This window comes from Bradyrhizobium sp. CCGB01 (assembly GCF_024199795.1).
GTDB lineage: Bacteria > Pseudomonadota > Alphaproteobacteria > Rhizobiales > Xanthobacteraceae > Bradyrhizobium.
This window is the reverse complement of sequence record NZ_JANADK010000001.1, coordinates 1,569,622-1,591,460: the sequence shown is the minus strand read 5'-3', so window position 1 is coordinate 1,591,460 and position 21,839 is coordinate 1,569,622. Positions and strand designations below refer to the sequence as shown.

25 protein-coding genes are annotated in these 21,839 nt (G+C 63.8%); 13 read left to right on the top strand and 12 right to left on the bottom strand.

Annotation, left to right across the window (positions count from 1 at the left end):
• Window positions 1-18 precede the first annotated feature (18 nt).
• From fliG to NLM25_RS07220, 4 genes are read left to right on the top strand one after another with little or no spacing between them, the layout of a single operon-like run.
• Window positions 19-1,110, top strand: a complete 1,092-nt coding sequence (gene fliG, locus NLM25_RS07235) for a flagellar motor switch protein FliG (RefSeq protein ID WP_254136549.1) — start codon at window positions 19-21, stop codon at window positions 1,108-1,110.
• The gene (locus tag NLM25_RS07230; RefSeq protein ID WP_254136548.1) at window positions 1,110-1,733 is read left to right on the top strand and encodes a FliH/SctL family protein; all 624 of its coding nucleotides are present in this window, start codon (window positions 1,110-1,112) and stop codon (window positions 1,731-1,733) included. The genes fliG and NLM25_RS07230 overlap by 1 nt, the downstream gene beginning before the upstream one ends.
• Window positions 1,734-1,736: 3 nt before the next feature.
• Entirely contained in the window at window positions 1,737-2,084 is a 348-nt protein-coding gene (gene fliN / locus NLM25_RS07225; RefSeq protein WP_254116260.1) for a flagellar motor switch protein FliN, read from the top strand.
• Window positions 2,085-2,135: 51 nt separating this feature from the next.
• Window positions 2,136-3,521 carry a sigma-54-dependent Fis family transcriptional regulator gene (locus NLM25_RS07220; RefSeq protein ID WP_254116259.1) on the top strand — a complete coding sequence of 462 codons (1,386 nt, stop codon included), beginning with the start codon at window positions 2,136-2,138 and terminating at the stop codon, window positions 3,519-3,521.
• 139 nt (window positions 3,522-3,660) lie between these two features.
• Here the strand turns inward: NLM25_RS07220 and NLM25_RS07215 are convergent, their stop codons facing one another.
• Window positions 3,661-3,993: a GYD domain-containing protein gene (locus NLM25_RS07215; RefSeq protein WP_254116258.1), complete on the bottom strand. Its 333-nt coding sequence runs from the start codon at window positions 3,991-3,993 to the stop codon at window positions 3,661-3,663.
• Window positions 3,994-4,371: 378 nt separating this feature from the next.
• Between NLM25_RS07215 and NLM25_RS07210 the strand changes: the two genes are divergently transcribed.
• On the top strand, window positions 4,372-5,622 hold the full coding sequence (locus NLM25_RS07210) for a vanadium-dependent haloperoxidase (RefSeq protein ID WP_254136547.1): 1,251 nt from the start codon (window positions 4,372-4,374) through the stop codon (window positions 5,620-5,622).
• Window positions 5,623-5,821: 199 nt separating this feature from the next.
• Window positions 5,822-6,970 (top strand): M20 family metallopeptidase, encoded by a 1,149-nt coding sequence (locus tag NLM25_RS07205; RefSeq protein ID WP_254136546.1) that lies wholly within the window; start codon window positions 5,822-5,824, stop codon window positions 6,968-6,970.
• Window positions 6,971-7,079: 109 nt separating this feature from the next.
• Here NLM25_RS07205 and NLM25_RS07200 read toward each other — a convergent pair whose 3' ends face one another.
• The 7 genes from NLM25_RS07200 to NLM25_RS07170 form a co-directional block, all read right to left on the bottom strand.
• On the bottom strand, window positions 7,080-7,235 hold the full coding sequence (locus NLM25_RS07200) for a hypothetical protein (RefSeq protein ID WP_254136545.1): 156 nt from the start codon (window positions 7,233-7,235) through the stop codon (window positions 7,080-7,082).
• Between the two features lie 90 nt (window positions 7,236-7,325).
• Window positions 7,326-7,907: a flavin reductase family protein gene (locus NLM25_RS07195; RefSeq protein ID WP_254116255.1), complete on the bottom strand. Its 582-nt coding sequence runs from the start codon at window positions 7,905-7,907 to the stop codon at window positions 7,326-7,328.
• Between the two features lie 32 nt (window positions 7,908-7,939).
• Window positions 7,940-8,776, bottom strand: coding sequence for an ATP-binding cassette domain-containing protein (locus tag NLM25_RS07190; protein ID WP_254136544.1), 837 nt, complete (start codon window positions 8,774-8,776; stop codon window positions 7,940-7,942).
• A 20-nt stretch (window positions 8,777-8,796) separates the two neighbouring features.
• Window positions 8,797-9,603, bottom strand: a complete 807-nt coding sequence (ssuC, locus tag NLM25_RS07185) for an aliphatic sulfonate ABC transporter permease SsuC (protein WP_254116253.1) — start codon at window positions 9,601-9,603, stop codon at window positions 8,797-8,799.
• Window positions 9,600-10,766, bottom strand: a complete 1,167-nt coding sequence (gene ssuD, locus NLM25_RS07180; RefSeq protein ID WP_254136543.1) for an FMNH2-dependent alkanesulfonate monooxygenase — start codon at window positions 10,764-10,766, stop codon at window positions 9,600-9,602. The genes ssuC and ssuD overlap by 4 nt, the downstream gene beginning before the upstream one ends.
• On the bottom strand, window positions 10,763-11,716 hold the full coding sequence (locus NLM25_RS07175; protein ID WP_254136542.1) for a sulfonate ABC transporter substrate-binding protein: 954 nt from the start codon (window positions 11,714-11,716) through the stop codon (window positions 10,763-10,765). Before NLM25_RS07175 ends, ssuD begins: the two co-directional genes overlap by 4 nt.
• 38 nt (window positions 11,717-11,754) lie before the next feature.
• On the bottom strand, window positions 11,755-12,705 hold the full coding sequence (locus tag NLM25_RS07170) for a sulfonate ABC transporter substrate-binding protein (RefSeq protein WP_254136541.1): 951 nt from the start codon (window positions 12,703-12,705) through the stop codon (window positions 11,755-11,757).
• A 123-nt stretch (window positions 12,706-12,828) separates the two neighbouring features.
• Here NLM25_RS07170 and NLM25_RS07165 point away from each other — a divergent pair, with 123 nt between their 5' ends.
• A complete protein-coding gene (locus NLM25_RS07165) occupies window positions 12,829-13,035 on the top strand; it encodes a hypothetical protein (RefSeq protein ID WP_254136540.1) in 207 nt (68 codons plus the stop codon).
• 174 nt (window positions 13,036-13,209) lie between these two features.
• On the opposite strand, the gene NLM25_RS07160 is transcribed toward NLM25_RS07165, so the two are convergent.
• Window positions 13,210-14,373 carry a cytochrome P450 gene (locus tag NLM25_RS07160; RefSeq protein ID WP_254136539.1) on the bottom strand — a complete coding sequence of 388 codons (1,164 nt, stop codon included), beginning with the start codon at window positions 14,371-14,373 and terminating at the stop codon, window positions 13,210-13,212.
• A 206-nt stretch (window positions 14,374-14,579) separates the two neighbouring features.
• Between NLM25_RS07160 and NLM25_RS07155 the strand changes: the two genes are divergently transcribed.
• Together NLM25_RS07155 and NLM25_RS07150 are read left to right on the top strand one after the other, a co-directional pair.
• Entirely contained in the window at window positions 14,580-15,323 is a 744-nt protein-coding gene (locus tag NLM25_RS07155; protein ID WP_254136538.1) for an NAD-dependent dehydratase, read from the top strand.
• 1,171 nt (window positions 15,324-16,494) lie between these two features.
• Window positions 16,495-16,704: a PRC-barrel domain-containing protein gene (locus NLM25_RS07150; RefSeq protein ID WP_135217292.1), complete on the top strand. Its 210-nt coding sequence runs from the start codon at window positions 16,495-16,497 to the stop codon at window positions 16,702-16,704.
• A gap of 399 nt (window positions 16,705-17,103) precedes the next feature.
• Here the strand turns inward: NLM25_RS07150 and NLM25_RS07145 are convergent, their stop codons facing one another.
• Window positions 17,104-17,526, bottom strand: a complete 423-nt coding sequence (locus NLM25_RS07145; RefSeq protein WP_254116247.1) for a hypothetical protein — start codon at window positions 17,524-17,526, stop codon at window positions 17,104-17,106.
• A gap of 183 nt (window positions 17,527-17,709) precedes the next feature.
• Here NLM25_RS07145 and NLM25_RS07140 point away from each other — a divergent pair, with 183 nt between their 5' ends.
• Both NLM25_RS07140 and NLM25_RS07135 read left to right on the top strand, forming a co-directional pair.
• Window positions 17,710-17,919 (top strand): hypothetical protein, encoded by a 210-nt coding sequence (locus NLM25_RS07140; RefSeq protein ID WP_254136537.1) that lies wholly within the window; start codon window positions 17,710-17,712, stop codon window positions 17,917-17,919.
• A 115-nt stretch (window positions 17,920-18,034) separates the two neighbouring features.
• On the top strand, window positions 18,035-18,412 hold the full coding sequence (locus NLM25_RS07135; protein ID WP_254116245.1) for a hypothetical protein: 378 nt from the start codon (window positions 18,035-18,037) through the stop codon (window positions 18,410-18,412).
• 102 nt (window positions 18,413-18,514) lie between these two features.
• On the opposite strand, the gene NLM25_RS07130 is transcribed toward NLM25_RS07135, so the two are convergent.
• Complete coding sequence (locus tag NLM25_RS07130) at window positions 18,515-19,297, bottom strand: helix-turn-helix transcriptional regulator (RefSeq protein ID WP_254136536.1); 783 nt, start codon at window positions 19,295-19,297, stop codon at window positions 18,515-18,517.
• A gap of 541 nt (window positions 19,298-19,838) precedes the next feature.
• Window positions 19,839-21,044 (bottom strand): LLM class flavin-dependent oxidoreductase, encoded by a 1,206-nt coding sequence (locus NLM25_RS07125; protein ID WP_254116243.1) that lies wholly within the window; start codon window positions 21,042-21,044, stop codon window positions 19,839-19,841.
• Window positions 21,045-21,310: 266 nt separating this feature from the next.
• Here NLM25_RS07125 and napE point away from each other — a divergent pair, with 266 nt between their 5' ends.
• Window positions 21,311-21,496 (top strand): periplasmic nitrate reductase, NapE protein, encoded by a 186-nt coding sequence (napE, locus tag NLM25_RS07120; RefSeq protein ID WP_027532529.1) that lies wholly within the window; start codon window positions 21,311-21,313, stop codon window positions 21,494-21,496.
• Between the two features lie 26 nt (window positions 21,497-21,522).
• A complete protein-coding gene (locus NLM25_RS07115) occupies window positions 21,523-21,837 on the top strand; it encodes a chaperone NapD (RefSeq protein WP_254136535.1) in 315 nt (104 codons plus the stop codon).
• Window positions 21,838-21,839: the final 2 nt, after the last annotated feature.

The window sequence follows — 21,839 nt, the reverse complement described above, 5'->3', positions numbered from 1 at the left end:
ATCAAGAAGTGATCTGACATGGCCGCCTCCTTGCAAAACGCCAACTCGAACGACATCACCAGCGTGATCTCCACGCTCGGCCAGCGCGCCGGCAGCCGCACGGGCGCCAAGGCCGAAACGGTGGCGGGACCGAAGCGCGCCGCGATCCTGATGCTGGCGCTCGGCGAGCAATATGGCGGCAAGATCTGGTCGCTGCTCGACGACGACGAGGTGCGCCAGCTCTCGCTGGAGATGTCGACGCTCGGCACCGTCGAAGTCGACACGGTGGAGGACATGCTGCTCGAATTCGTCTCGCGCATGTCCGCTTCCGGTGCGCTGATGGGCAATTTCGACGCCACCGAGCGGCTGCTCCAGCAATATCTGGCGCCCGAGCGCGTCAACGGCATCATGGACGAGATCCGCGGCCCCGCGGGCCGCAACATGTGGGAGAAGCTCTCCAACGTGCAGGAAGAGGTGCTCGCGAACTATCTCAAGAACGAATATCCGCAGACAATCGCGGTCGTGCTGTCGAAGCTGAAGCCGGAACACGCCGCGCGCGTGCTCGGCATCTTCCCCGAGGAACTCGCGCTCGACGTCGTCAACCGCATGCTGAAGATGGAAGCGGTGCAGAAGGAGGTGATCGAGAGCGTGGAAAAGACGCTGCGCACCGAATTCATGTCCAACCTGTCGCAGACCCGCCGCCGCGACGCCCACGAGGTGATGGCGGAAATCTTCAACAATTTCGACCGCCAGACCGAAACCCGCTTCATCACCTCGCTGGAAGAGGACAACCGCGAATCGGCCGAGCGCATCAAGGCGCTGATGTTCACCTTCGACGACCTCGTGAAGCTGGATTCCGGCTCGGCCCAGACCCTGATGCGCAACGTCGACAAGGACAAGCTCGGCGTCGCGCTCAAGAGCGCCAACGAGGACGTCCGCAACTTCTTCTTCGGCAACATGTCCTCGCGCGCGGCCAAGATGCTCCAGGACGACATGGCTGCAATGGGACCCGTGCGCCTGCGCGACGTCGACGAGGCCCAGGCGCTGCTGGTCAACCTCGCAAAGGACCTCGCCGCCAAGGGCGAGATCATGCTGACCAAGAACCGCGCCGACGACGAGCTGGTGTATTGATGGGCGCCCCGGCCAAATTCCTGTTCGACACCGACTTCGCGGCGCCGGAGCGGACGACGCGCGAGAAGGCTGCGACCGCGGCCGAGATCGCCCAGAAGGTCGCCGAAGCCGAGGCGCGCGCCTATCAGGACGGCTTTGCCGCCGGCCAGCGCGAAGCCAAGGCCGAGAGCGACCGCCGCGTCGCGCTCGCCATGGAAGAGATCAACATCGCCGTCCGGGGCATCGCGTCCGGCATCGGCAACATCGAGTCCAAGATGGAGACCGAGGCGGTCGACGTCGCGGTCGCGGTGGCGCGCAAGCTGTGCGCCGATCTGGTCGCCGCCGAACCGCTGGGCGAGATCATGGCGCTGGTCAAGGACTGCTTCTCGCACCTGGTCGCGACGCCGCATCTCGTCGTCCGCATCAACGACGCGCTCTACGACAGTGCGCGCGAGAAGATCGAGCGGCTCGCCAAGCAGAGCGGCTTCGAGGGCCGGCTCGTGATCCTGGCCGAGCCCGAAATCATCACCGGCGACTGCCGGATCGAATGGGCCGATGGCGGCGTGGTGCTGGAACGCGGCGCCATCGCGGCCAAGATCGACGAAATGGTCGGACGCTATATCGCGTCCCGCAGGGGGAGCTAAACCATGAGCGATACCGACGGACAGGTCCCGCTGCCCGATCTCAACGGCCCGCTGCCGCCGACCGCCGACGTCGGCTACAACGAGGACGAATATGCGACGCGCGCCGCCGCCGACCTCGAGGCCGTGTTCGACGTGCCGGTGCAGGTCTCGGCCGTGCTCGGCCGCTCCAAGATGGACGTCAGCGAGCTGTTGAAGCTCGGGCCCGGCACCGTGCTCGAGCTCGACCGCCGCGTCGGCGAGGCCATCGACATCTACGTCAACAACAAGCTGGTCGCCCGCGGCGAAGTCGTCCTCGTCGAGGACAAGCTCGGCGTGACCATGACCGAAATCATCAAGACTGAACGCAGCTAGTAGCGCAGGACATGACGCGCGGCAGCGCGACCAGACGGACAGGAGATTGACATGCGGCTTCTCATCGTTGGCACATTGAAGGGCCAGCTCACCACCGCCACCAAGATCGCGATGGAGAACGGCGCCACCGTGACCCACGCCGAGGATCACGAGCAGGCGATGCGCGTGCTGCGCGGCGGCAAGGGTGCCGACCTCCTGCTGGTCGACGTCGCCCTCGACATCCGCGACCTCGTGATGCGGCTCGAAGCCGAGCACATTCACGCTCCGATCGTCGCCTGCGGCATCACCAACGACGCCCGCGCCGCGGTCGCCGCGATCCATGCCGGCGCCAAGGAATACATCCCGCTGCCGCCGGATCCGGAACTGATCGCAGCCGTGCTCGCCGCGGTCGCCAACGATTCCCGCGAACTGGTCTATCGCGACGAGGCGATGGCCAAGGTGATCAAGCTCGCCCAGCAGATCGCGGGTTCGGACGCCTCGGTGATGATCACCGGCGAATCCGGCACCGGCAAGGAAGTGCTGGCGCGCTACGTCCACACCCGCTCGGCGCGCGTCAAGCGCCCCTTCATCTCGATCAACTGCGCCGCGATCCCCGAGCATCTCCTGGAATCCGAACTGTTCGGCCACGAGAAGGGCGCCTTCACCGGCGCGGTCGCCCGCCGCATCGGCAAGTTCGAGGAGGCGACCGGCGGCACGCTGCTGCTGGACGAAATCTCGGAGATGGACGTCCGCCTGCAATCAAAACTGCTGCGCGCCATCCAGGAGCGCGTCATCGATCGCGTCGGCGGCACCAAGCCCGTCCCTGTCGACATCCGCATCATCGCGACCTCGAACCGCAATCTGGCGGAGGCCGTGCGCGAAGGCACGTTCCGCGAGGATCTGCTGTTCCGCCTCAACGTCGTCAACCTGAAGATCCCGCCGCTGCGCGAGCGCCCCGCCGACATTCTCGAGCTGGCCCAGCACTTCGTGAAGAAATACGCCGAGGCCAACGGCGTGCCGATGCGCCCGATCTCGGCGGAAGCGCGCCGCGTGCTCTCCACCAACCGCTGGCAGGGCAACGTCCGTGAGCTCGAAAACACCATGCACCGTGCGGTGCTGATGGCGCAGGGCGACGAGATCGGCCCCGACGCGATCATCACGCCGGACGGCGACCGCCTCGACCTCGCCAAGACCGCGCCGGCCGTGGCGCATGCCACCATGGCCGCCGAGCAGGTGACGCGCGCGCTGGTCGGCCGCACCGTCGCCGACGTCGAGCGCGACCTGATCCTGGAGACGCTGAAGCACTGCCTCGGCAACCGGACCCACGCCGCCAACATCCTCGGCATCTCGATCCGCACGCTGCGCAACAAGCTCAACGAATATTCCGACGGCGGCATTCCGATCACACCGGCGGGGACGCCGGGTGAGTATCCGCGGATGCCGATGGTGGGGGCGTAAGGCTCCAGAGCACACAAGCTGACGAACGAATGCCCGGGCCAGTCCCGGGCATTCTCACGTGAAGCGGGCGAATGGCCGGGACGCGCCGGCCATGGCGACCGAGTGTTTTGCCTCATCGCGGCGCCACGATCACATCAAGCTACTTGCCCGGCGGAACGTAGACGCTTGCAAGCTTCGCGGCCTTTTCCGCGATGCTCTTGAAGTCGCCCATCTTCCAGGCGCGTACGGTTTCGATCTTGGCGATGGCGCCGCTCGCCGCGGCTGCCATTCCGATGGCGACAGCATCGGCTCCGTCGGGGAACTCCGCAACGATCAGCGCGTCATGTGCGCCTGTCGTCATGAACGCTCCCTGGAGCTTCCCGCCAGCCTTCTCGATCATCGCACCAATGACCGCGGTGCGATCGGACGGCTTGTCGACCAATCCCTTGATGCCGGCATTTGAGTATGAGACGTACGAGATGAACAGCGGCATGTTTTCCCTCCGTCGAAGCTAGAACGATGACAAATGTCGCTTTGGAAAGAGCTCTTCGAGCGAGAGCAAGGCACGGCCTGCCGACGGCACGCAAGCTGCCTTGAAAATTCAGTCACGGACTTCGGCACGTCCAACTGGCAGCTTGTCCGAATTATAACTGACACTGCAATGGTGCGCGAACGGTAAGCCAAGCCGACCCATTTGGAACGTTACCATTGTGCCGGGCAGGACAAATTCGTTTTCGGAACCAAGGCCTGCTGCGCGTGAAGCAGTTCACTATCGATACGCGCCGGGACCGGTAGAATTTTCGAGTGAGGCGACATCGGCGAGAGACCGCCTCCGCCTTCGCACACGTCCTTCACCTCGAAAGGGCAAGCCATGAAATACTCCTCCACGACGATCTCCCGCCTATCGATGGTCGTTTTGCTGCTCGCGGCCTCGGCGACGCTCGCGCGCGCTGACGTGATCATGGACTGGAACGCAAAGGCCGATGCGATCGCGGCCGAGAAGCAAATTCTTCCGGCACCCCACAGCCGCACCTTGTCCATGATGCACGTCGCAATGTTCGAAGCCGTCAACGCGATCGACCGCCGTTACACGCCGTACAAATTCTCGTTGTCAGCGGACCGTTCGACGTCGCGGGAAGCTGCCGCAGCAGCGGCCGCTCACGATGTGCTGCTGTCGCTCCATCCAGACCTCAAGCAGGACCTGGATGCGACGTTGACGAACTCTCTGGCGCCGATTGCCGACGGTGTGACCAAGGTCGCCGGCATCAACCTTGGGAAAGAGGCCGCGACGAAGATCATCGAGCTTCGCGCCAATGACGGCAGCGCCGCCACGGAAACCTACCGGCCCCTGACGACAGCGGGCGCCTACGTTCCGACCGCCGTCCCGCTCTTCTCGACCACGGGTGCGACGACGCCATGGGTCCTGGCCTCCGGATCGCAATTTCGCCCCGCAGCGCCGCCGGCGCTCGATTCAGCAGTCTGGACTCGGGACGTCAACGAGATCCGTGAGGTCGGTAGCCGAAGCAGTACAACCCGGACGCCTGAGCAAACGACGATTGGTCGATTCTGGTTCTTCGTCGGCGCCCGCACCTACAATCCCATCGTGAGACAGGCTGCAATGGCCAAGGGCATGGATCTCGTCGACTGCGCCCGGCTGTTCGCGTTGACGTCAATTGCCGGCAACGACGCCATCGTCGCCGTATTCGACGCAAAGTACCATTACAATCTGTGGCGACCAATCACGGCCATACGCAACGCCGACCTGACCTCAAATCCGGCGACGCCCCGCGATCCATCCTGGCTGCCGCTGGGGCAAACGCCGATGCATCCGGAATATCCCTGCGCTCACTGCATCGTCTCGGCTGCGATTTCGACCGTGCTCCAGAATGTCGTCGGAGATTTCGGCGAGTTCTCATTGACCAGCCCCACGGCGCCGGGTGTCACGCGAAAATGGTCGCGGCTGCAGGATTATAGCGACGAAGTCTCCAGCGCCCGCATCTGGGCCGGCTTTCACTACCGGTTCTCGACCGAAGTCGGCAAGGAGATGGGTCGAAAGATCGGCACGTTGACTGTCGCGACGCAGCTTCGCGGCGTGGAGGCGAAAGCAGAACCGCGCCGTTAGACCGTTGCCATCTTGGAGAAAGCATCGTAGGGCGCATGAGCGGAGCGACATGCGGGACAGTGCCGGCACGGCGGCTCCCCGGATATCGCTTCGCTCATCCGGGCTACCGGAGCGAACACATGGCGGCACCGCATCCGGCGACTAGGTCGGGCGCACGCCATGCCCTATAACCCCGCGTGAGAACCACGCGAGGATGACAATGTCTCAATCCCAAATCACGGACTGGCTGGCGTCGCAGCGGCAGGCGATGATCGATCTGCTGCGCGATGTCGTGAACATCGATTCCGGATCCTATGACAAGGAAGGCGTCGATGCGGTCGGTGCGCGGTTCGAGCGGCATTTTGCCGAGCACGGCATTCCGTTCCGGCGCGAGGCCAACGCCACCTTCGGCGATGCGATCCATGCCGATGTCGCCAAGCCCGGCAGCAACGAGAAGCCGGTGCTGTTGATGGGCCATCGCGACACCGTGTTCGGCAAGGGCGAGGCCGGGCGGCGGCCGTTCACGATCAAGGACAACCGCGCCTATGGACCCGGCGTCTCCGACATGAAGTCCGGCCTCGTCATGAACGTGTTCGTGGCAACCGCTTTCCACAAGTTCGGCGGCTCACCGCATCCGATCAAGGTGCTGATCACCTCGGACGAGGAGATCGGCTCGCCCTCCTGCCGCCCCGTGATCGAGCGCGAAGGACGCGCCGCGCGCGCAGTGTTCAACTCCGAGCCGGGCCGGCCCACGGGCAACGTCGTCACCGGCCGCAAGGGCGGCATCTTCATGCATTTTGCCATCACCGGTAAAGCCGCGCATTCCGGCGCCAATTTCGCCGCCGGCGTCAGCGCGATCGGCGAGCTCGCGCACAAGATCGTCCAGATCCACGCGCTGACCGATCTCGACAAGGGCATCACGCTCAATGTCGGTCTCGTCTCGGGCGGCCAGTCCGTCAACACCACGGCGCCTTTCGCCGAAGGCCAGATCGACCTGCGCTATGTCGATCCCGCGGATCGCGCGCGGATCATGGCCGCGATCGAGAAGATCATCGCGACACCTTACGTGCCGGGCACCAGCGCGACGCTGACGATCAAGGGCGAGTTCGTGCCGGTGGTGCAGAGCGCGGAGTCGAAGGCGCTGTTCGAAGGTTATCAGGCCGCCGCAAGGCAGGTCGGCCTCACCACGCTGCAGGGCGAGTTCTCCGGCGGCTGCGCCGATTCCGGCTTCACGGCTGCGGTCGGCACCCCGACCATCTGCGGCCTCGGGCCGGTCGGCGGGCTCGCGCACACGCCGGAGGAATATCTGGAGATCGACAGCATCGTGCCGCGCGCGCAGGCCCTGGCGCTCGCGATTTTAAAGGGTTAGGTGCCGTAGGGTGGGCAAAGCGAAGCGTGCCCACCATTGCTGCTACCGCGAAAGGTGGTGGGCACGGCGCAAGTGCGCCTTTGCCCACCCTACGAGACTGACCAAGTTCTCACGAATAGCTCGGCGCGTCGGGCTTGCGGAAGATGTGGATGGGGTCGCCCGGCACGATCGGCTGGCCTGAAAGCATCGCGTATGCATAGAGCGCGAGATAGGCGATCGCCAACGCGCCGATGGCGTAGAAGGCTAGGGTCGCGACGCGCTTCATCGTTCCGCTCCGTTGCCGTCCCGGCGGGACGCCTCAGGGCGCTTCTAGAGCGATGACGGGGAAAAGGCCAGCCTGAGCGGCCGGCAGCGATCAAACGCCGCGCCGGCCGCGCGCGGGAACGCTGACTTCCGCGAGACGGGCCGCGTCTTCGTCCTGGTCGACCGCCACATACTGGCCGTGCCAATAGGCCAATGCGGCGTTGCGCGTCGAATTCCTGACGTCCCTGACGCGGCCGATGACGATGCCGTGCGAGTGGCGTTCGACGATCTCCTCGACCTCACAATCGACGGCGGACAACGCGCCGACCAGCAGCGGAACACCGGAGACTGATGTCACCCAACGGCTGCCCGCAAAGCGATCAGGGCCCTTCAGCCCGCCCTTGCCGGCAAAACGCTCGGCGACGTCCAGCTGGTCAGCCGCGAGGATGTTCACGCCGAAGGCGCCGTAGCGGCGGATCAGCGGGAAGGACGAGGCATCTCGGTTGATGCTGACCAGGAGCGTGGGCGGCTCGACCGACAGCGAGGTCACCGAGGTCACCGTCATGCCGGTGATGTCCTTGCCCCGCCCGGCGGTGATGACACTGACACCGCCGGTGAGGTGGCGCATGGCACCGCGGAAATCGGCAGGCGAGACGGCAATTTCGGTCATGAGATCGCGGGGCACTACATTCATGGCAAGCTCCCCGAAGTGGGGTTCCCTTCTATTTAGGTACGATCGTCCGCCGACAAAAGGTGGCTCAGGATCGAGCCTTCGAGGCTCGCAAGCTCGGCGGAGCCGCGCTGGCGCGGCCGGGCCGCGTTAACCGTGACGTCGTGGGCAATACGGCCCTCCTCGATCACCAGCACCCGGTCCGCCAGGGCCACGGCCTCGGCGACGTCGTGGGTGACCAGGATCGCGGTAAAGCCCTGATCGCGCCAAACGCGCTCCAGCAGCCGCTGCATCGAGATGCGGGTCAGCGCGTCCAGCGCGCCGAGCGGCTCGTCGAAGGCGAGCACGCGGGGACGAGAGACCAGCGCGCGGCCGAGCGCGACGCGCTGCCTCTGGCCACCCGACAGCACCGAAGGCCACTGGTCGCGCTTGTCCGCGAGCCCGACCTCGGTCAGGGCCTGCTCCGCGCGGGCATGCGCATCGCTGGATGAGCGGTCGCGACCGAGGCCGACCTCGACATTGGCGAGCACGCGCGCCCAGGGCAGCAGGCGGGGCTCCTGGAACATCACGCGGATGTCCTCCGCCTGGACTTCGTCGCCAAAACCGATGCTGCCGGCGTCGAACTTCTCGAGGCCGGCGATGAGCCGCAGCAACGTGCTCTTGCCGCAACCACTCTTGCCGACGATGGCGACGAACTGGCCGGCGGGGATGTGCAGATCGATGCCGCGCAGCACCTCGTTATCGCCAAAGGATTTGCGCAGGCCGCGGATGCTGAGCGGCAGGCCGCTGACCTGCGCCGGGCGATCCTCGCGCACGACGCGGGCGTGAGGCGCGAAATTGGCGCGGCTGGCGAGCTCGGTTTCGGGAAGGGACGTACGAAGCGCTGTCTGCATGTGATTCCCAGTATTTCTGCTCAACGTTTCTGGAAGGCTGGGTGCCAGGAGAGCGTCAGGCGCTCCAGCACGCGGGAGGCGCTGTCGGCGAGCTTGCCGAGCAGGGCGTAGATCAGGATCGAGAGCACGACGACGTCGATCAGCATGAACTCGCGCGCCTGCATCGCCATGTAGCCGAGGCCCGAGGACGCCGCGATGGTCTCGGCGACGATCAGGGTGAGCCACATGATGCCGAGCGCGAAGCGGATGCCGACGAAGATCGAGGGCAACGCGCCCGGGAAGATCACGCGGCGGAACAGCTCGCTGTCGGTCATGCCGTAGATGCGGCCCATCTCGATCAGCTGCGGATCGACGGTGCGGATGCCGTGCAGCGTGTTGAGGTAGATCGGGAAGAACACGCCCAGCGCCACCAGGAACAGCTTTGCGCTCTCGTCGATGCCGAACCACAGGATGACCAGCGGGATCAGCGCCAGATGCGGCACGTTGCGTACCATCTGCAGCGTGGTGTCGGTGAGCTTGGCCGAGAGCTGCGACAGGCCATTGGCGAGACCGAAGGCGAAGCCGATGCCGCCGCCGATCAAAAAGCCGATCGAGGCGCGCCAGAACGAGACCCAGATGTTGCGGCCGAGCTCGCCGGACAGCAGCAGCTTCCAGCCCGCGAGCAGAACGTCGCTCGGCGCCGGCAGCACGCGCGTCGGCACGAAGCCGGTGACGCTGGCGACCTGCCAGACCGCGATGATGGCAAGCGGCACGATCCACTGGATCAGGCCGTCGACGCGCGGCAGACGCAAGCCGCGCGGAAGCGAAACGCTGTCGATCAGGCTCATGACTGCGATACCTTATGCTGCGGACGGTAGTCGCTGCCGACCGTTTCACCGAAGGGACCGCCATTGAAATGCAGCCTGGTCACGTTAGAAGGTTGCTCCAGCGAGAGCAGCGGGAACACCAGCTCGGCGAAGCGATAGGCTTCCTCCAGATGCGGGTAGCCCGACATGATGAAGGTATCGATGCCGATATCCTGATACTCCTTGATGCGGGCCGCGACGGTCTGGGCGTCGCCGACCAGCGCCGTGCCGGCGCCGCCGCGCACGAGGCCGACGCCGGCCCACAGGTTCGGGGCGATCTCGAGCTTGTCGCGCTTGCCGCCGTGGAGCTGTGCCATGCGCTGCTGGCCGACGGAGTCCATGCGGGCAAAGTTCTTCTGCGCGGTCGCGATGGTGTCGTCGCTGACATGCTTGATCAGCTCGTTGGCTGCGCGCCAGGCTTCTTCGTTGGTCTCGCGAACAATCACGTGAAGGCGGATGCCGAAGGAGAGCTTTCGTCCGCGCGCGGCGGCGACTTCCCTCACCTTCGCGACCTTCTCGGCCACCAGCGCCGGCGGCTCGCCCCAGGTGAGGTATTTGTCGACGGCGTCCACGGCGACGTCGATGCCGGCATCCGACGAGCCGCCGAAATACAGCGGCGGGCGCGGCGACTGCACTGGGGGAAACAGCAGCTTGCCGCCCTCGACATGGATGTGCTTGCCCTCGACATCGACGGTCTTGCCGGCGAGCAGGTCGCTGTAGACGCTGAGGAACTCGCGGGTGACCTCGTAGCGCTCGTCATGGCCGAGGAAGATGCCGTCGCCCTTGTTCTCGACGGGATCGCCGCCGGTGACGACGTTGACGAGCAGCCGGCCGTTGCTGATGCGGTCCAGCGTCGCGGTCATGCGCGCGGCGACGCTCGGCGATTGCAGGCCGGGGCGAACGGCCACGAGATAGCGCAGCCGCTCGGTGAAGGGCGCGACGCTCGACGCGACGATCCAGGAATCCTCGCAGGATCGCCCCGTCGGCAGCAGCACGCCGTAATAGCCGAGCTGGTCGGCAGCCTGCGCGATCTGGCGCAGATAGTTGAAGTTGACCTCGCGGCCGCCGATTCCCGTGCCGAGATAACGACCGTCACCGTGGGTCGGCAGGAACCAGAGGATGTTGGCGTTAGACTGCTTACTCATGAACCTGGCCTCCGCGCCACGTCGGAAATCTTGATTGCTTTCGGGATCAGGTTGAGCGCGAAGAACGCGTCCGCAACCTGCTGCTGATCGGCGATGACGGCATCCGTGATCGGCTTGATGCCGTAGGCCTGCCGCTTCAGCGCCACCTCGACCACCGGCACGGACAGCCCGATCGCCGGCGCGAGTTGCTCGGCGACTGCGTGGATGTCGCCCTTCGCCCAGTCGTCGACCGCGCTGAGCTCGGCGAGCACGGCGTCGACGATCTTCGGATTGGCGTCGAGGAATTTCTTCGAGGAGAAGTAGAACTGGTAGTTCGCAACGATGCCGGTGCCGTCGGCGAGCGTGCGCGCACCGGTGGCAGCTTCGGCGGCGGCCTGGAACGGATCCCAGATCACCCAGGCATCGACCGCACCACGCTCGAAGGCGGCACGCGCATCGGCAGGCGCAAGGAACACCGGCTCGATCTCGGAATATTTGACGCCCGCCTTCTCCAGCGCCTTGACCAGGAGATAATGGACGTTGGAGCCCTTGTTGAGCGCGACCTTCTTGCCCTTGAGCTCAGTGACCGACTTCAGCGGGCTGTCCTTCGGCACCAGGATCGCCTCGCCCTTCGGCGCCGGCGGCTCATAGGCGACATACTGGATCGGCGCGCCCGCGGCCTGCGCGAAGATCGGCGGGGCTTCGCCGGTGTTGCCGAAATCGATCGCGCCGACATTGAGCGCCTCGAGCAGCGGCGGGCCGGAGGGAAATTCGGTCCACACCACCTTGTAGCCGTCGGCGGCGAGCTTCGGCTCCAGCGTGCCCTTGCTCTTGAGCAGCACCAGCTTGCCGTATTTCTGGTAGCCGATGCGGACCACCTTGTCCTGGCCATAGGAGGTGCCGACCGCGGCGGCGACGATGCCGATCGACAGCACGATGGCCGCGATCAGACGCTGAATGATACGCCTCATGTTCAAACCCTTGTGCGTGGGGAGAGTGGTCGGCACGATCAGGCTGCCGGGTTGCGCCAGACGATGTCGCGGATGACGATCGGCTTCGGGATCAGGCCGAGCTTGTGGAAGCGGTCGGCGACGCCCTGCTGGGTCACGACGATGTCATCGGTGACGGGGCCGACCACGAAGTTCGCGCGATTGGCCGCGACGGTCTGGATGTCCATCGGGACGCCGGTGATCGCGGCGAGCGATTTGGCGACCTCGTCGCGGTGCTGCTCGGCCCATTTGCCGGCCGCGGTGGTCACATCGACGATCTGTTGCAGGATGGCGCCGTGGTTCTTCGCGAACTCGCGGTTGGCGATGTAGAAGGAATTGGTCTTGGTGACCTCACGCGCATTGATCAGGATGCGGCCGCCCTGCTTGGTCTCGCCGATCGCAAAATACGGGTCCCAGATCGCCCAGGCCTCGATGCTGCCATTGGCAAATGCCGGACCCGCGTCTGGCGGCGTCAGATAGACCGGCGTGATGTCGGCATAGGTGAGACCGGCCTTCTCCAGCGTCTGCACCACGATGTTGTGCGCGCTGGAGCCCTTGGTGAAGCCGATACGCTTGCCCTTCAGGTCGGCGATGTTGCGGATCGGCGAATCCTTCGGCACCAGGATGCCCTGGCCGTTGGTGATGGGTTGGCCCGCGGCATAGACGATCGCAGCGCCCGCCGCCTGGGCGAACACCGGCGGTGAATCGCCGACCGAGCCGAAATCGACGCTGCCGACATTCATCGCCTCCATCATCGGCGGGCCCGACGAGAACTCGACCCATTTCACCTCGATGCCCTGCGGCGTGAAATGTTTTTCCAGGGACGCCTGCTGGCGCGCGATGACCAGCACGCCGCTCTTCTGGTAGCCGATACGAATTTCCTTCACCGCGCCTTGCGCGCTCGCTCGCGAAGCGAATGCAGTAGCGGCTGCTGTTCCAAGGGACAATTTCAGGAAGTCACGACGCTGCATTCAACACTCCGGGCCGCGTGCGGCCGTCATCATTCACGTTTCGAGAATGATGGTGCGGAGCGGCGGAGGTGTCGAGACACGCGGAAAAATAGCGATGCGAGCACTGCGCGCGTGGCGGCGCGCATGATTAATCTTTCAAGCGGCCGCACCAATGAAGATGGAATTTTTCTGCACGCGGATGTGAAGGCCGAGCGCGTTCGCGCCTTGGGACTCGCGACCGGAACCAAATCTGCGAAAACAACCCCATGCACAGTAGCCGGAGCATGGGAAATCAACGACTTACGTATTATCCGAAGTCGATTTGACTCGTCGGGCAAAACAGGGGCATGATGGCATCATGGCGGACCGGGGCTGCTGAGGCGAAAAGCTCGTTCCACCACCTCACTGTCATTCCCGCGAAGGCGGGGAATCCAGTATTCCAGAGATGCCGATGCTTCACACGACTGCCGCGGCGTACTGGATCGCCCGGTCAAGCAGGGCGATGACACCGCACGACTTTGCAAGCTAGTGCCACTTCACCGGCAAATTCTGCAAGCCCCTAAACGCCCAGCCGCCGATGCGCACCGGCTCGTCACCGGCGATCTCGAGCTGTTTGGCACGCGCGAACACCGTCGGCAGCGCGACGTCGGCGATCATGGCGCGCGAAGCCCAGGCGCCGGCGCAGAAGTGCGGGCCGGCGCCGAAGGCGACGCTCTTGGACGTATCACGCCGCACGTCGAACTGATCGGCCCGCTCAAAATGTTTCTCGTCGCGGTTGGCAGAGCCGAACATCAGGAACACGCGCTCATCGGTTTCGAACGTCACGTCGCGGATCGACCACGGCTTTGCGATGCGCCGCGGCGACATGCCGATCGGCGAGATCCAGCGGGCGTATTCCTCGAACGCCTCGAGCCAGGACACCTCGCCCTTGCGCACCAGATCGAGCTGATCGGGATGGCTCAGCAGCGCCCACACCGTGCCGGCGATCGCCTTGCGCGGTTCGTTCTGGCCGCCCGAGATCGCAAGCTTGACGTTGGCGCGCACGCTCTCCATCGGCATGCCGGCGGCGAGGAGCACGCCGAGAATGCTCTGGTCGGGGTTCTTGCGCATCACCGGCAGGATGTCGTCGATCGCGGCATCGATGCCTGATGTGGCCGCATGGCAGCGCGCTTCGACAGCGGGATCGCCGGAATAGTTGGCGATGCCCTCGATCATGCCTTGCGACCACGCGTCCATGTCGCCAAAGCCGATATTGGTGAGGCCGGTGATCGACTTCAGGCATTCGCCCGAGAACGGCAACGCGAAGTCGCGCATGAAGTCGATCCGCCCGGGCTCTACGCAATCGAGAATGCGGTCGGCATGAGCCTGGAACAGCGCGGTCCAGTGCGCCTTCACCGTCTTCGGCGACACCGTCGGAAACATCGCGCGCCGCTCGACCTGATGCGCCTCGCCGTCCTTGCGCATCATGTTGTGGCCCATCAGCCGATTCATCAGGCCGGCGGGCTGGTGCGAGGAGAACACGTCGATCTGCTTCTCGGAGATCGAGATGTCGTCGCGGCTGGTCAGCAGCGTCGAACCGAGCTGCGGCACGAAGGCGATCGGCGCCTCCTTGCGCATTCTTGCAAGCATCGGATAGGGATCGGCCCAGAACGAAGCAGGGTCGATGTCGATGCGCGGCGCGGTGCTCAAGGCCGTTTCCTCTGGATTGTTGTGTCCTTGGGGCCAGACTAGCGCACTACGGTGCGGGCGTCTGTCCCTAGCGATGGGGACAGACGGGAGAAGAGCATTTACTTGCAAGTCAGGTTGACGGGACAAAGCGGCAAGGAATTCCCCGCGGCACAACCTCGATACATGCCAGGTTTGGAGATCGTCGCGACGCAGGCGTCGAAGTTGCCGTGGCAACCGGTTCCTGTACACTCGGCCGGCAAATCCAAGATCTGCAAATCCAAAATCTGCAAATCCAAGACGGGATGATCATGACCACATTGCTCATCGTAGGCGCGACGGGGCTGGTTGGCGGCCGCGCGATGAGGCTCGCCCTTACGGACCCTCGCATCACGCGCATCATCGCGCCGACGCGGCGTGCGATGCCGCCCGAGGAGCGGATAGCCAATCCTCGGCTCGATGATCTGATTGCTGGTGCCGGCGGTGAGGAATGGCGAGCCGACGGCGCAATCTGCGCGCTCGGCACGACGCGGGCGGCGGCAGGGTCGGCAGCAGCATTTCGAGCGGTCGACTACGAACTGGTGCTGCTGATCGCGCGGCGGCTGCGCGACGCTGGAGTCGGTCGGTTCGCGCTGGTGTCGTCCTTGGGCGCCGACCCGCGATCCCCGTTTCTCTACACACGGACGAAGGGCGAGGTGGAGGAGGCGATCGGGGCGCTCGCTTTCCCGTCCCTGACGATCCTGCGGCCAGGTTTCCTGGATGGCGAGCGGGCCGAAAGCAGGCCGGTCCAGCGCGCGGTGCGGAACGTCTTGAGCTTCGCGTCCCCCCTGTTGCCGCGCGTTGCGCGCATCAGCTCGGTGACCAACGTGGCCCGCCGGCTCATCGACGCGGCTGTTGCCGGCAAGCCGGGAACACAAATCATTGGAGCTGCGCAGCTGGCCGAAGCTGGGCCTATCGGTGAGCACGTGGGCTAAGAGCCGCAAGCCGACGTTCGGCAGATTGTCATCTGCTGAGGCAGCATTTAATCTGTTGGCCGCACGCCCTAAGCCGACTGGACTGGAAGTTGAGCAGGCCATGACCAAAGACGATGAGTTCGTTAATTGGTTGGCGACTGGTTATTCACGACAGCGCCGCATCATCGGTAGTCGCCAAAGAACCAATATCGGAAGTAACGGACACGAAGTTGCAGCGTAGGCAGAGGCAGCGTTGAATCCGACAGACGAGGAACGCGACGTATGGAGGCGAGCGCGATAGGATGTGAGGCAAAGGCGTTACAGCCTTGCTTGCCGATCGGGCGCGTTGCCCAATGACTTAAGCAGCGCCGCCAATGCATTTCTGAGTTACACCGACCGTTTTAGCTACCAGACCGTATCAAATACGGATCCAAGGACCCAGCTAATCGGTCCGCCACCTGTATGGCGCTCGGCGTGGACTGCTTTTCGCGATGAAGCGAGCCGACGGAATTCACGACCAGCCCACTACAAGCAAGAACAGCTATCGCAATCGCAGCGAGATATTTGGTCCTCATGACGATGGTCCCCTTTATCGCGCCATGAACTAACCGGGCACTCTCAGAAATGGTTCCCGAACGCTGCACCCCAATGTTTTCGGCCGCATCGGAAGCTGCTTCCATGGCGCCAGCGACTAGCCGCTGGGCAGGTTCCTCTTTCGAAATGGAACATATCGGTCGCGATCAGAAATTGAGGAACGAAAGCGTCCGCCAGGCTTTAGAAAAAGTGAGGCCGTCGCTCGCCGGTAGTAACACGGCGCATGTCGCGGATAGCCAAAGGTCGTGGCGAACGACCCGCTGTTCTTAATACAAGCGCTCGCGCAGATAGCAAAAAGCGACGGTCTTCGGTTTCAATTAAAATCGCCAGCAGTGCCCCGATCGGTTGCGGGGGAGTGCACGGGGGGCTGGCGGAATCGAAGGCTCCGTCATGCGCAACCGAATTGACATTGACCATATACACTGTCGGGCCATCATTCGAGAGATCGGCGAGAGATTACGTGCGTCGCTGAAACCAGAGCCGAAACTACCGGCGAGTCTGAGAGCGCAAATCGATCGGCTCCGCGATCGAAGCGCCCGAGCATTGGAACAAGCCGCGCGGTTGAGCCGCAGTCGGCTCGGCCGAACATGGATGAACGATGCCGCCGGTGAAGCTTCGCGCATCGACGATCTTGAACGAGTACGGTAAGGCGCAATCCGAATTGATCGGCAAAACCGTCGTCCTTACCGACGGAAAGGCAGGCACGGTCGAGAACGTTTGGCTGGATGAATTGCACGGGCTTCGGATTTCAATCAAGGGGCATGACGGAAGATGGCCGGTCTCAACCATCAAGTTCGAGGAGAACTAGACCTCGCACCCGCTGCGCATCATCCCAATAGCGCGTTCAGAACATTCCGATCAGGATGAAAAACCCAATCTCAATCAGGAACGTGGTGCCCGTAAGGAACACGTCGCTCGCCGAAACAGGGTTCATGAATGCCTCGCATCTTGCGAAGCCCCGGGAGTAAATCATTCAGGCTAGAAAATGTTTCAGTTCCAAACGCAGACGGCGCGAGATGCGAGCGGGGTGGACATCCGAGGCGGCCTAAGGCAAGGCCCGCTTCGGGTCACAAGCGGTAGTCGAGGCGAAGGCAGCCCCGCGTCCGGCTTACCACCGACAGCCGACGTGACGATGGGCGCCTCGTTGTTCGGCTTTGGGCCATGAGCCGACATCGCTCCAATCAAGCGGCGATACTTGTCAGGCTCCTTAGCGGCCGTAGGGGAAGCAGCGGTTGCGATCGAGTGTAAGACCGAAATGCGCTCCCAGTGCAGCGATGGCCGCGTCCTGCTGAGGATAAGGATCGGCATTGGATGCGGCAACGATGATGATCCGGAACCCGTCGCGATCTTTGCCACCCGGTGGCAGCATCGCTGTAGTTAGTGCATTGCCCTCCATGTCGCGCAGCGTGAGGAAAAGCGGCATCTCTCGCTGTACATGGGCCTCGAGGCCGATGTCGCGCTCGATCGCGTTGGGCCGCTCGGGACGCCAGGACTGGACTGCCTTCTCCCGCTCGCGGCGGAAATATTTCTCAACTGTGTGGCCCATCAGGCGCGACTCATACATCGCTTCACCTTCCGTCTCGATACGGAACCAGGTCTTGCCCTTCGGCGCGTCGCAAACATACTGCATTTCGCCCGTCCTGCGATCGCCGCAATTCTAGGGCGGTGGGCCTGCAAAGCCAATATGAGACTAGCTCCCGTGTATAGCGCTGCACGATCAGAGGGGCTAAGAGTATTTGATTGGACGTTGAAGTTTTAGTGAGCCCAAACAATACCAGGTCGACCGGAATAATCCTCTTCAAGGAGCGTCCCGATGCCTGACGTAAGGGAGAAGCAACGCGAAGCCCGCCGGAAGATCATTCGCCAATGGGCGAAGCTTCCGAGGGATAAACGGCAGTCTATGGAGGGGATTTCTGAATTCGCCAGGACCGCCGCTCAGCAGAACGAGAACGCATTCGTCCGCAGTCGTCGCGATCCGTATCAGAAGATCATGGGATGGCTATTGTCGCGTGCTCATCTCTGAACGACTGAGTCCTCTGCACATCCTTCGAAGGCGACACCGAAATTTCGGCAAAGTCATCGAATGTCCTGCCGTGTCCGAACCCCCGGCGGGGCCGTCACAAAGCGACGAGATAAGTGTGAAGCTGAAAGCAACAATCATCGTCGTAGCGCTGCTAGCTGCAACGGCTGCACATGCCGAGACGATCGATCTGAAATGCTGGGCGCGGGGCCTTACCGGCGGCGAGCGCAACTCGGTCTACTTAAACGGGGAACAGGTCACCGTTAATCTGGACGAGGGGACGATGCACTCTCGGACATTCGGAAGCAATTTGGCCGTCCACGCCACGGATACGCACTTGTTCTTTGAGACGGCGCTTACGCTCGGCAACATTTGGCAACATCTGTTCGACCCGACCGCTGTCTGGCAAGGTTTCATCAACCGCGTCGACGGCACGCTTAAGGCGCATAAACGCGACGGTACTGTCATCAGCGGGCACTGCCAGCTGGTCGGCTGAACCTGCCCATGTCGCAGATGGGTCAAAAGTCGACTATCCAGGAAGGCGGACTGCGTGTCCGCTTTGCTCTCGGAAGCAGATATCGCGAACCTAGAGTACTCCCTAGTTCAGGCTGCGCGGCCCCGCGAGCAGCCGCAGCACGATCGAAAACAATTCGCTCTGCGAGGAGATGCCGAGCCGTTCATAGGCGCGCTTGCGGTAGGTCAGGGTCGAATGCAGGCTGATGCCGAGCGCCTGCGAGATCGCCTCGGAGTTGAAGCCTTCGAGGATGCGCCGACACACCTCCTGCTCGCGCCGGGTGAGAGCGGCGAGTGGCGCGCGGGTCGCGAACAACGCGTCGAGCGTCTGATCGGGCGTTGCGCCCTGCTGGAAGTGGCGTGCTACGCTGGCGCCGATGGCCGGCGCGATCGCCCGGAGCCGCTCGCGCTGCGCGGCGCTGAAGCGGCCCTGGGCCGTAATGCGGTAGAAATTGACGTAGAAGCAGGTGTCGCCAGTCCAGATCGCGGTGGCGCATTTGTCGACGATGCCGGAATCGTGGAAGAAGATTTTCCGGTATCGCGCGCCGTACATGCGCGGTGCGAATGCCGGCAGCATGATCGGCGCGCCGCCCTCGCCTTCGAACAGCGCATCGCGATTGGGATCGGATTCGTGGAATTGCCCGGCATAGGCGGCGCCGAGATCACCGCCGATCGGGATGTTGCCGGCATCGAGCAGGCAGTGTGCGGCGCCGGCACGGCTCAGCGCGAACACCATGCAATGGCCGACATCGGCCTGCCGGCGCAACGTGTCGATCAGGACTTTTGGGAAATCCGGCCGGCCAATGGCCAGCACCGCGGGCGTGACATCGCCAGCCGCCGGATCGAGGGCCATCCCGTGGGGCCGCATCGTTCTCTCCCTATCGCTTTGCGCCGGTTTTACCAGCAACGGCGATATGCCGAAAGACGGGGGCTGCCGGGATATCACCTGGCCTGCGGCTCGGCCTTGCCACGCGTCGTCCGGTTGGGATCGACTCGGCACACTCAATGCTGGTGGCGCATCCGGCGCCAGAAACGAGCGCCAGGAGTGGCACGTCGCGGCACGACCGGATCGGATCAGCCATCACGACTTATCGTGCGCGTACTTCTCCAACAGCAGCCGATTATATTCATCCCTCACGGCCCTCCGCGAGACATGCCCTCTTCGGTCTTTGGCGATCCTCAGAAGATCAGGATCGGTCGGTGCCCGTGATTTCCGGCTAAATTTCGCAAAAAGTCGGGTAGCAGGCGCCGACGTCCTTCCTAACAGTCGGTCAAACCATCCCATGGTCATGGTGTCCTCCCGGACGGATGCGAGTGACAAGCCTATCACCACGAATCTGGCGGTTCAAACGGACAGTTCAACTGCATCTTTTCGAAATGCCAGCCGCCACATCGTCCGCAACGGCGCCCTACTCCGCCGCCGCCCTGGCCGGCGGCACGTTGATCGCGAGCTTGCCGTAGCGGTCGGTGAAGGCCTCGGTGTCGATCTCCTCGAGCTTGATCTCGCCGCTCATCACGCCCCGCTTCCAGGCGGCCTGGGCCGGGTCGTTCTGGAATTCCGGCATCACCTCGCGGCCGAACAGCTCCAGCGACTCGCAGATGTGCTCGTGGCTGTTCTTGCCGGCCTGGTTGAGCAGGATGACCTGGTCGATATGCGAGCTCTGGAAGCGCTTCAGCTTCTTGCGGATGGTCTCGGGCGAGCCGATCAGGCCGCCGCGCAATGCCGCCTCCTGCGCTTCCGGATTGTCGCGCTTCCACTTGTTGTACTCGTCCCACATGTTGACGGTGTAGGGCGCGGGACGCTGGCGGTTCTGCGAGGCGCCGTAGAAGCGCAGCGCGAACTGGAAGAAGGTGGCGCCGTCGGCCCGCGCCCGCGCCTCCTCGTCGGTCTTGGCGCACATGAAGAAGGAGACCAGCGCCATGTTCGGGTTGATCTCGTAATCGGCCAATTTGTGCAGCCGCTTGGTCATGGCATTGTAATAGGCATGCACCCAGGCATGCGCGGCGTCCGCGCTGACGAACTGGAAACCGAGCGCGCCAAAGCCGTGGCGGCCGGCGCGCTCGATGGTCGGCAGCTGCGAGCACGCCATCCACAGTGGCGGATGCGGCTTCTGCACCGGTTTCGGCACGACGTTGCGCAGGGGGATGTCGAAATACTTGCCGTGGTGCTCGGACCCTGCGTCCTTGAACATCGGGAAGATCGCCTGGACGGCTTCCTCGAAGACTTCCTTCTTGGTCTCCATATCGCGGCCGAACGGCGTCAGCTCGGTGATGGACGCGCTCTCGCCCATGCCGAATTCGCAACGGCCGTTGGAGAGCAGATCGAGCACCGCGACGCGCTCGGCGACGCGCGCCGGATGGTTGGTGGTGAGCTGGAGGATGCCGTGCCCGAGCCGGATGTTCTTCGTGCGCTGGCTGGCCGCGGCGAGGAAGGATTCCGGCGAGGGCGAGTGCGAGTATTCTTCGAGGAAGTGATGCTCGACGACCCAGGCGTGGTCGTAATTGAGCTTGTCGGCGAGTTCCATCTGCGAGAGCGCGTTCTGGTAGAGGGCGAGCTCGTCGCCCGCCACCCAGGGCCTTGGCAGTTGCAGCTCGTAGAAGATGCCGAACTTCATGACGCCGTCTCTCCCGCATTATTGTTGTTAACGTCATCTTAATGCGTGAGGGGCGGCTGTCTACGGAATCGCAATTCCGCCGCGCGGGAGATGGATCCCTCACCCGCACGTAGCAAAGCAAGCCCGATCCGGCGCGTACTACAGGGTGCGGCCAAGTCGACAGGTTGATCCAGATCAACGCGTTAGCGGCTCGAACCTATCTAAAGTGCAGCAAGGTAACGGCCCGGATGCCGTCCCGATTCCCATACCATTCAGAGAGACCGAATATGTCGGCCCCTGACGACACGACTTCGCGCGTGCGCCGTAAGCGCATGGAGATCTTTGCGTTCCTGTTCCTGACCGCGGTCGTGATGCCCGTCCTCGCGGTCGGAACGGTCGGCTCATACGGGCTCGGCGTCTGGATCTACCAGATGTTTGCCGGCCCTCCCGGCCCACCGCCCTCCCCGCATTGATCCCCGAACAGCGAAAGACAGCCATCATGGCACAAGCCACACTCAACCGCCGCGCATTGATCACCGGCCGGGTGCTCAGCACCGAGCGCGTCATCTCCCCGCCCGGCTGTGAGATCGCCAGCATCGTGGTGCAGGCGCGTCCCGAGCGCCTGGACGAGCTGGAGGCCGAGATCACCGCGCTGCCCGGCTGCGAAATTCACGGCCGCGACGCGCGCGGCAAGCTCATCGTCGTGACCGAGGCGCCTGACGCCGGCAGCCTCGGCACGCTGCTCAACACCATCCAGTCGCTGCCGAACGTCTATTCCGCGGCGCTGGTCTTCCACGCCATCGAAACCGCCTGAGT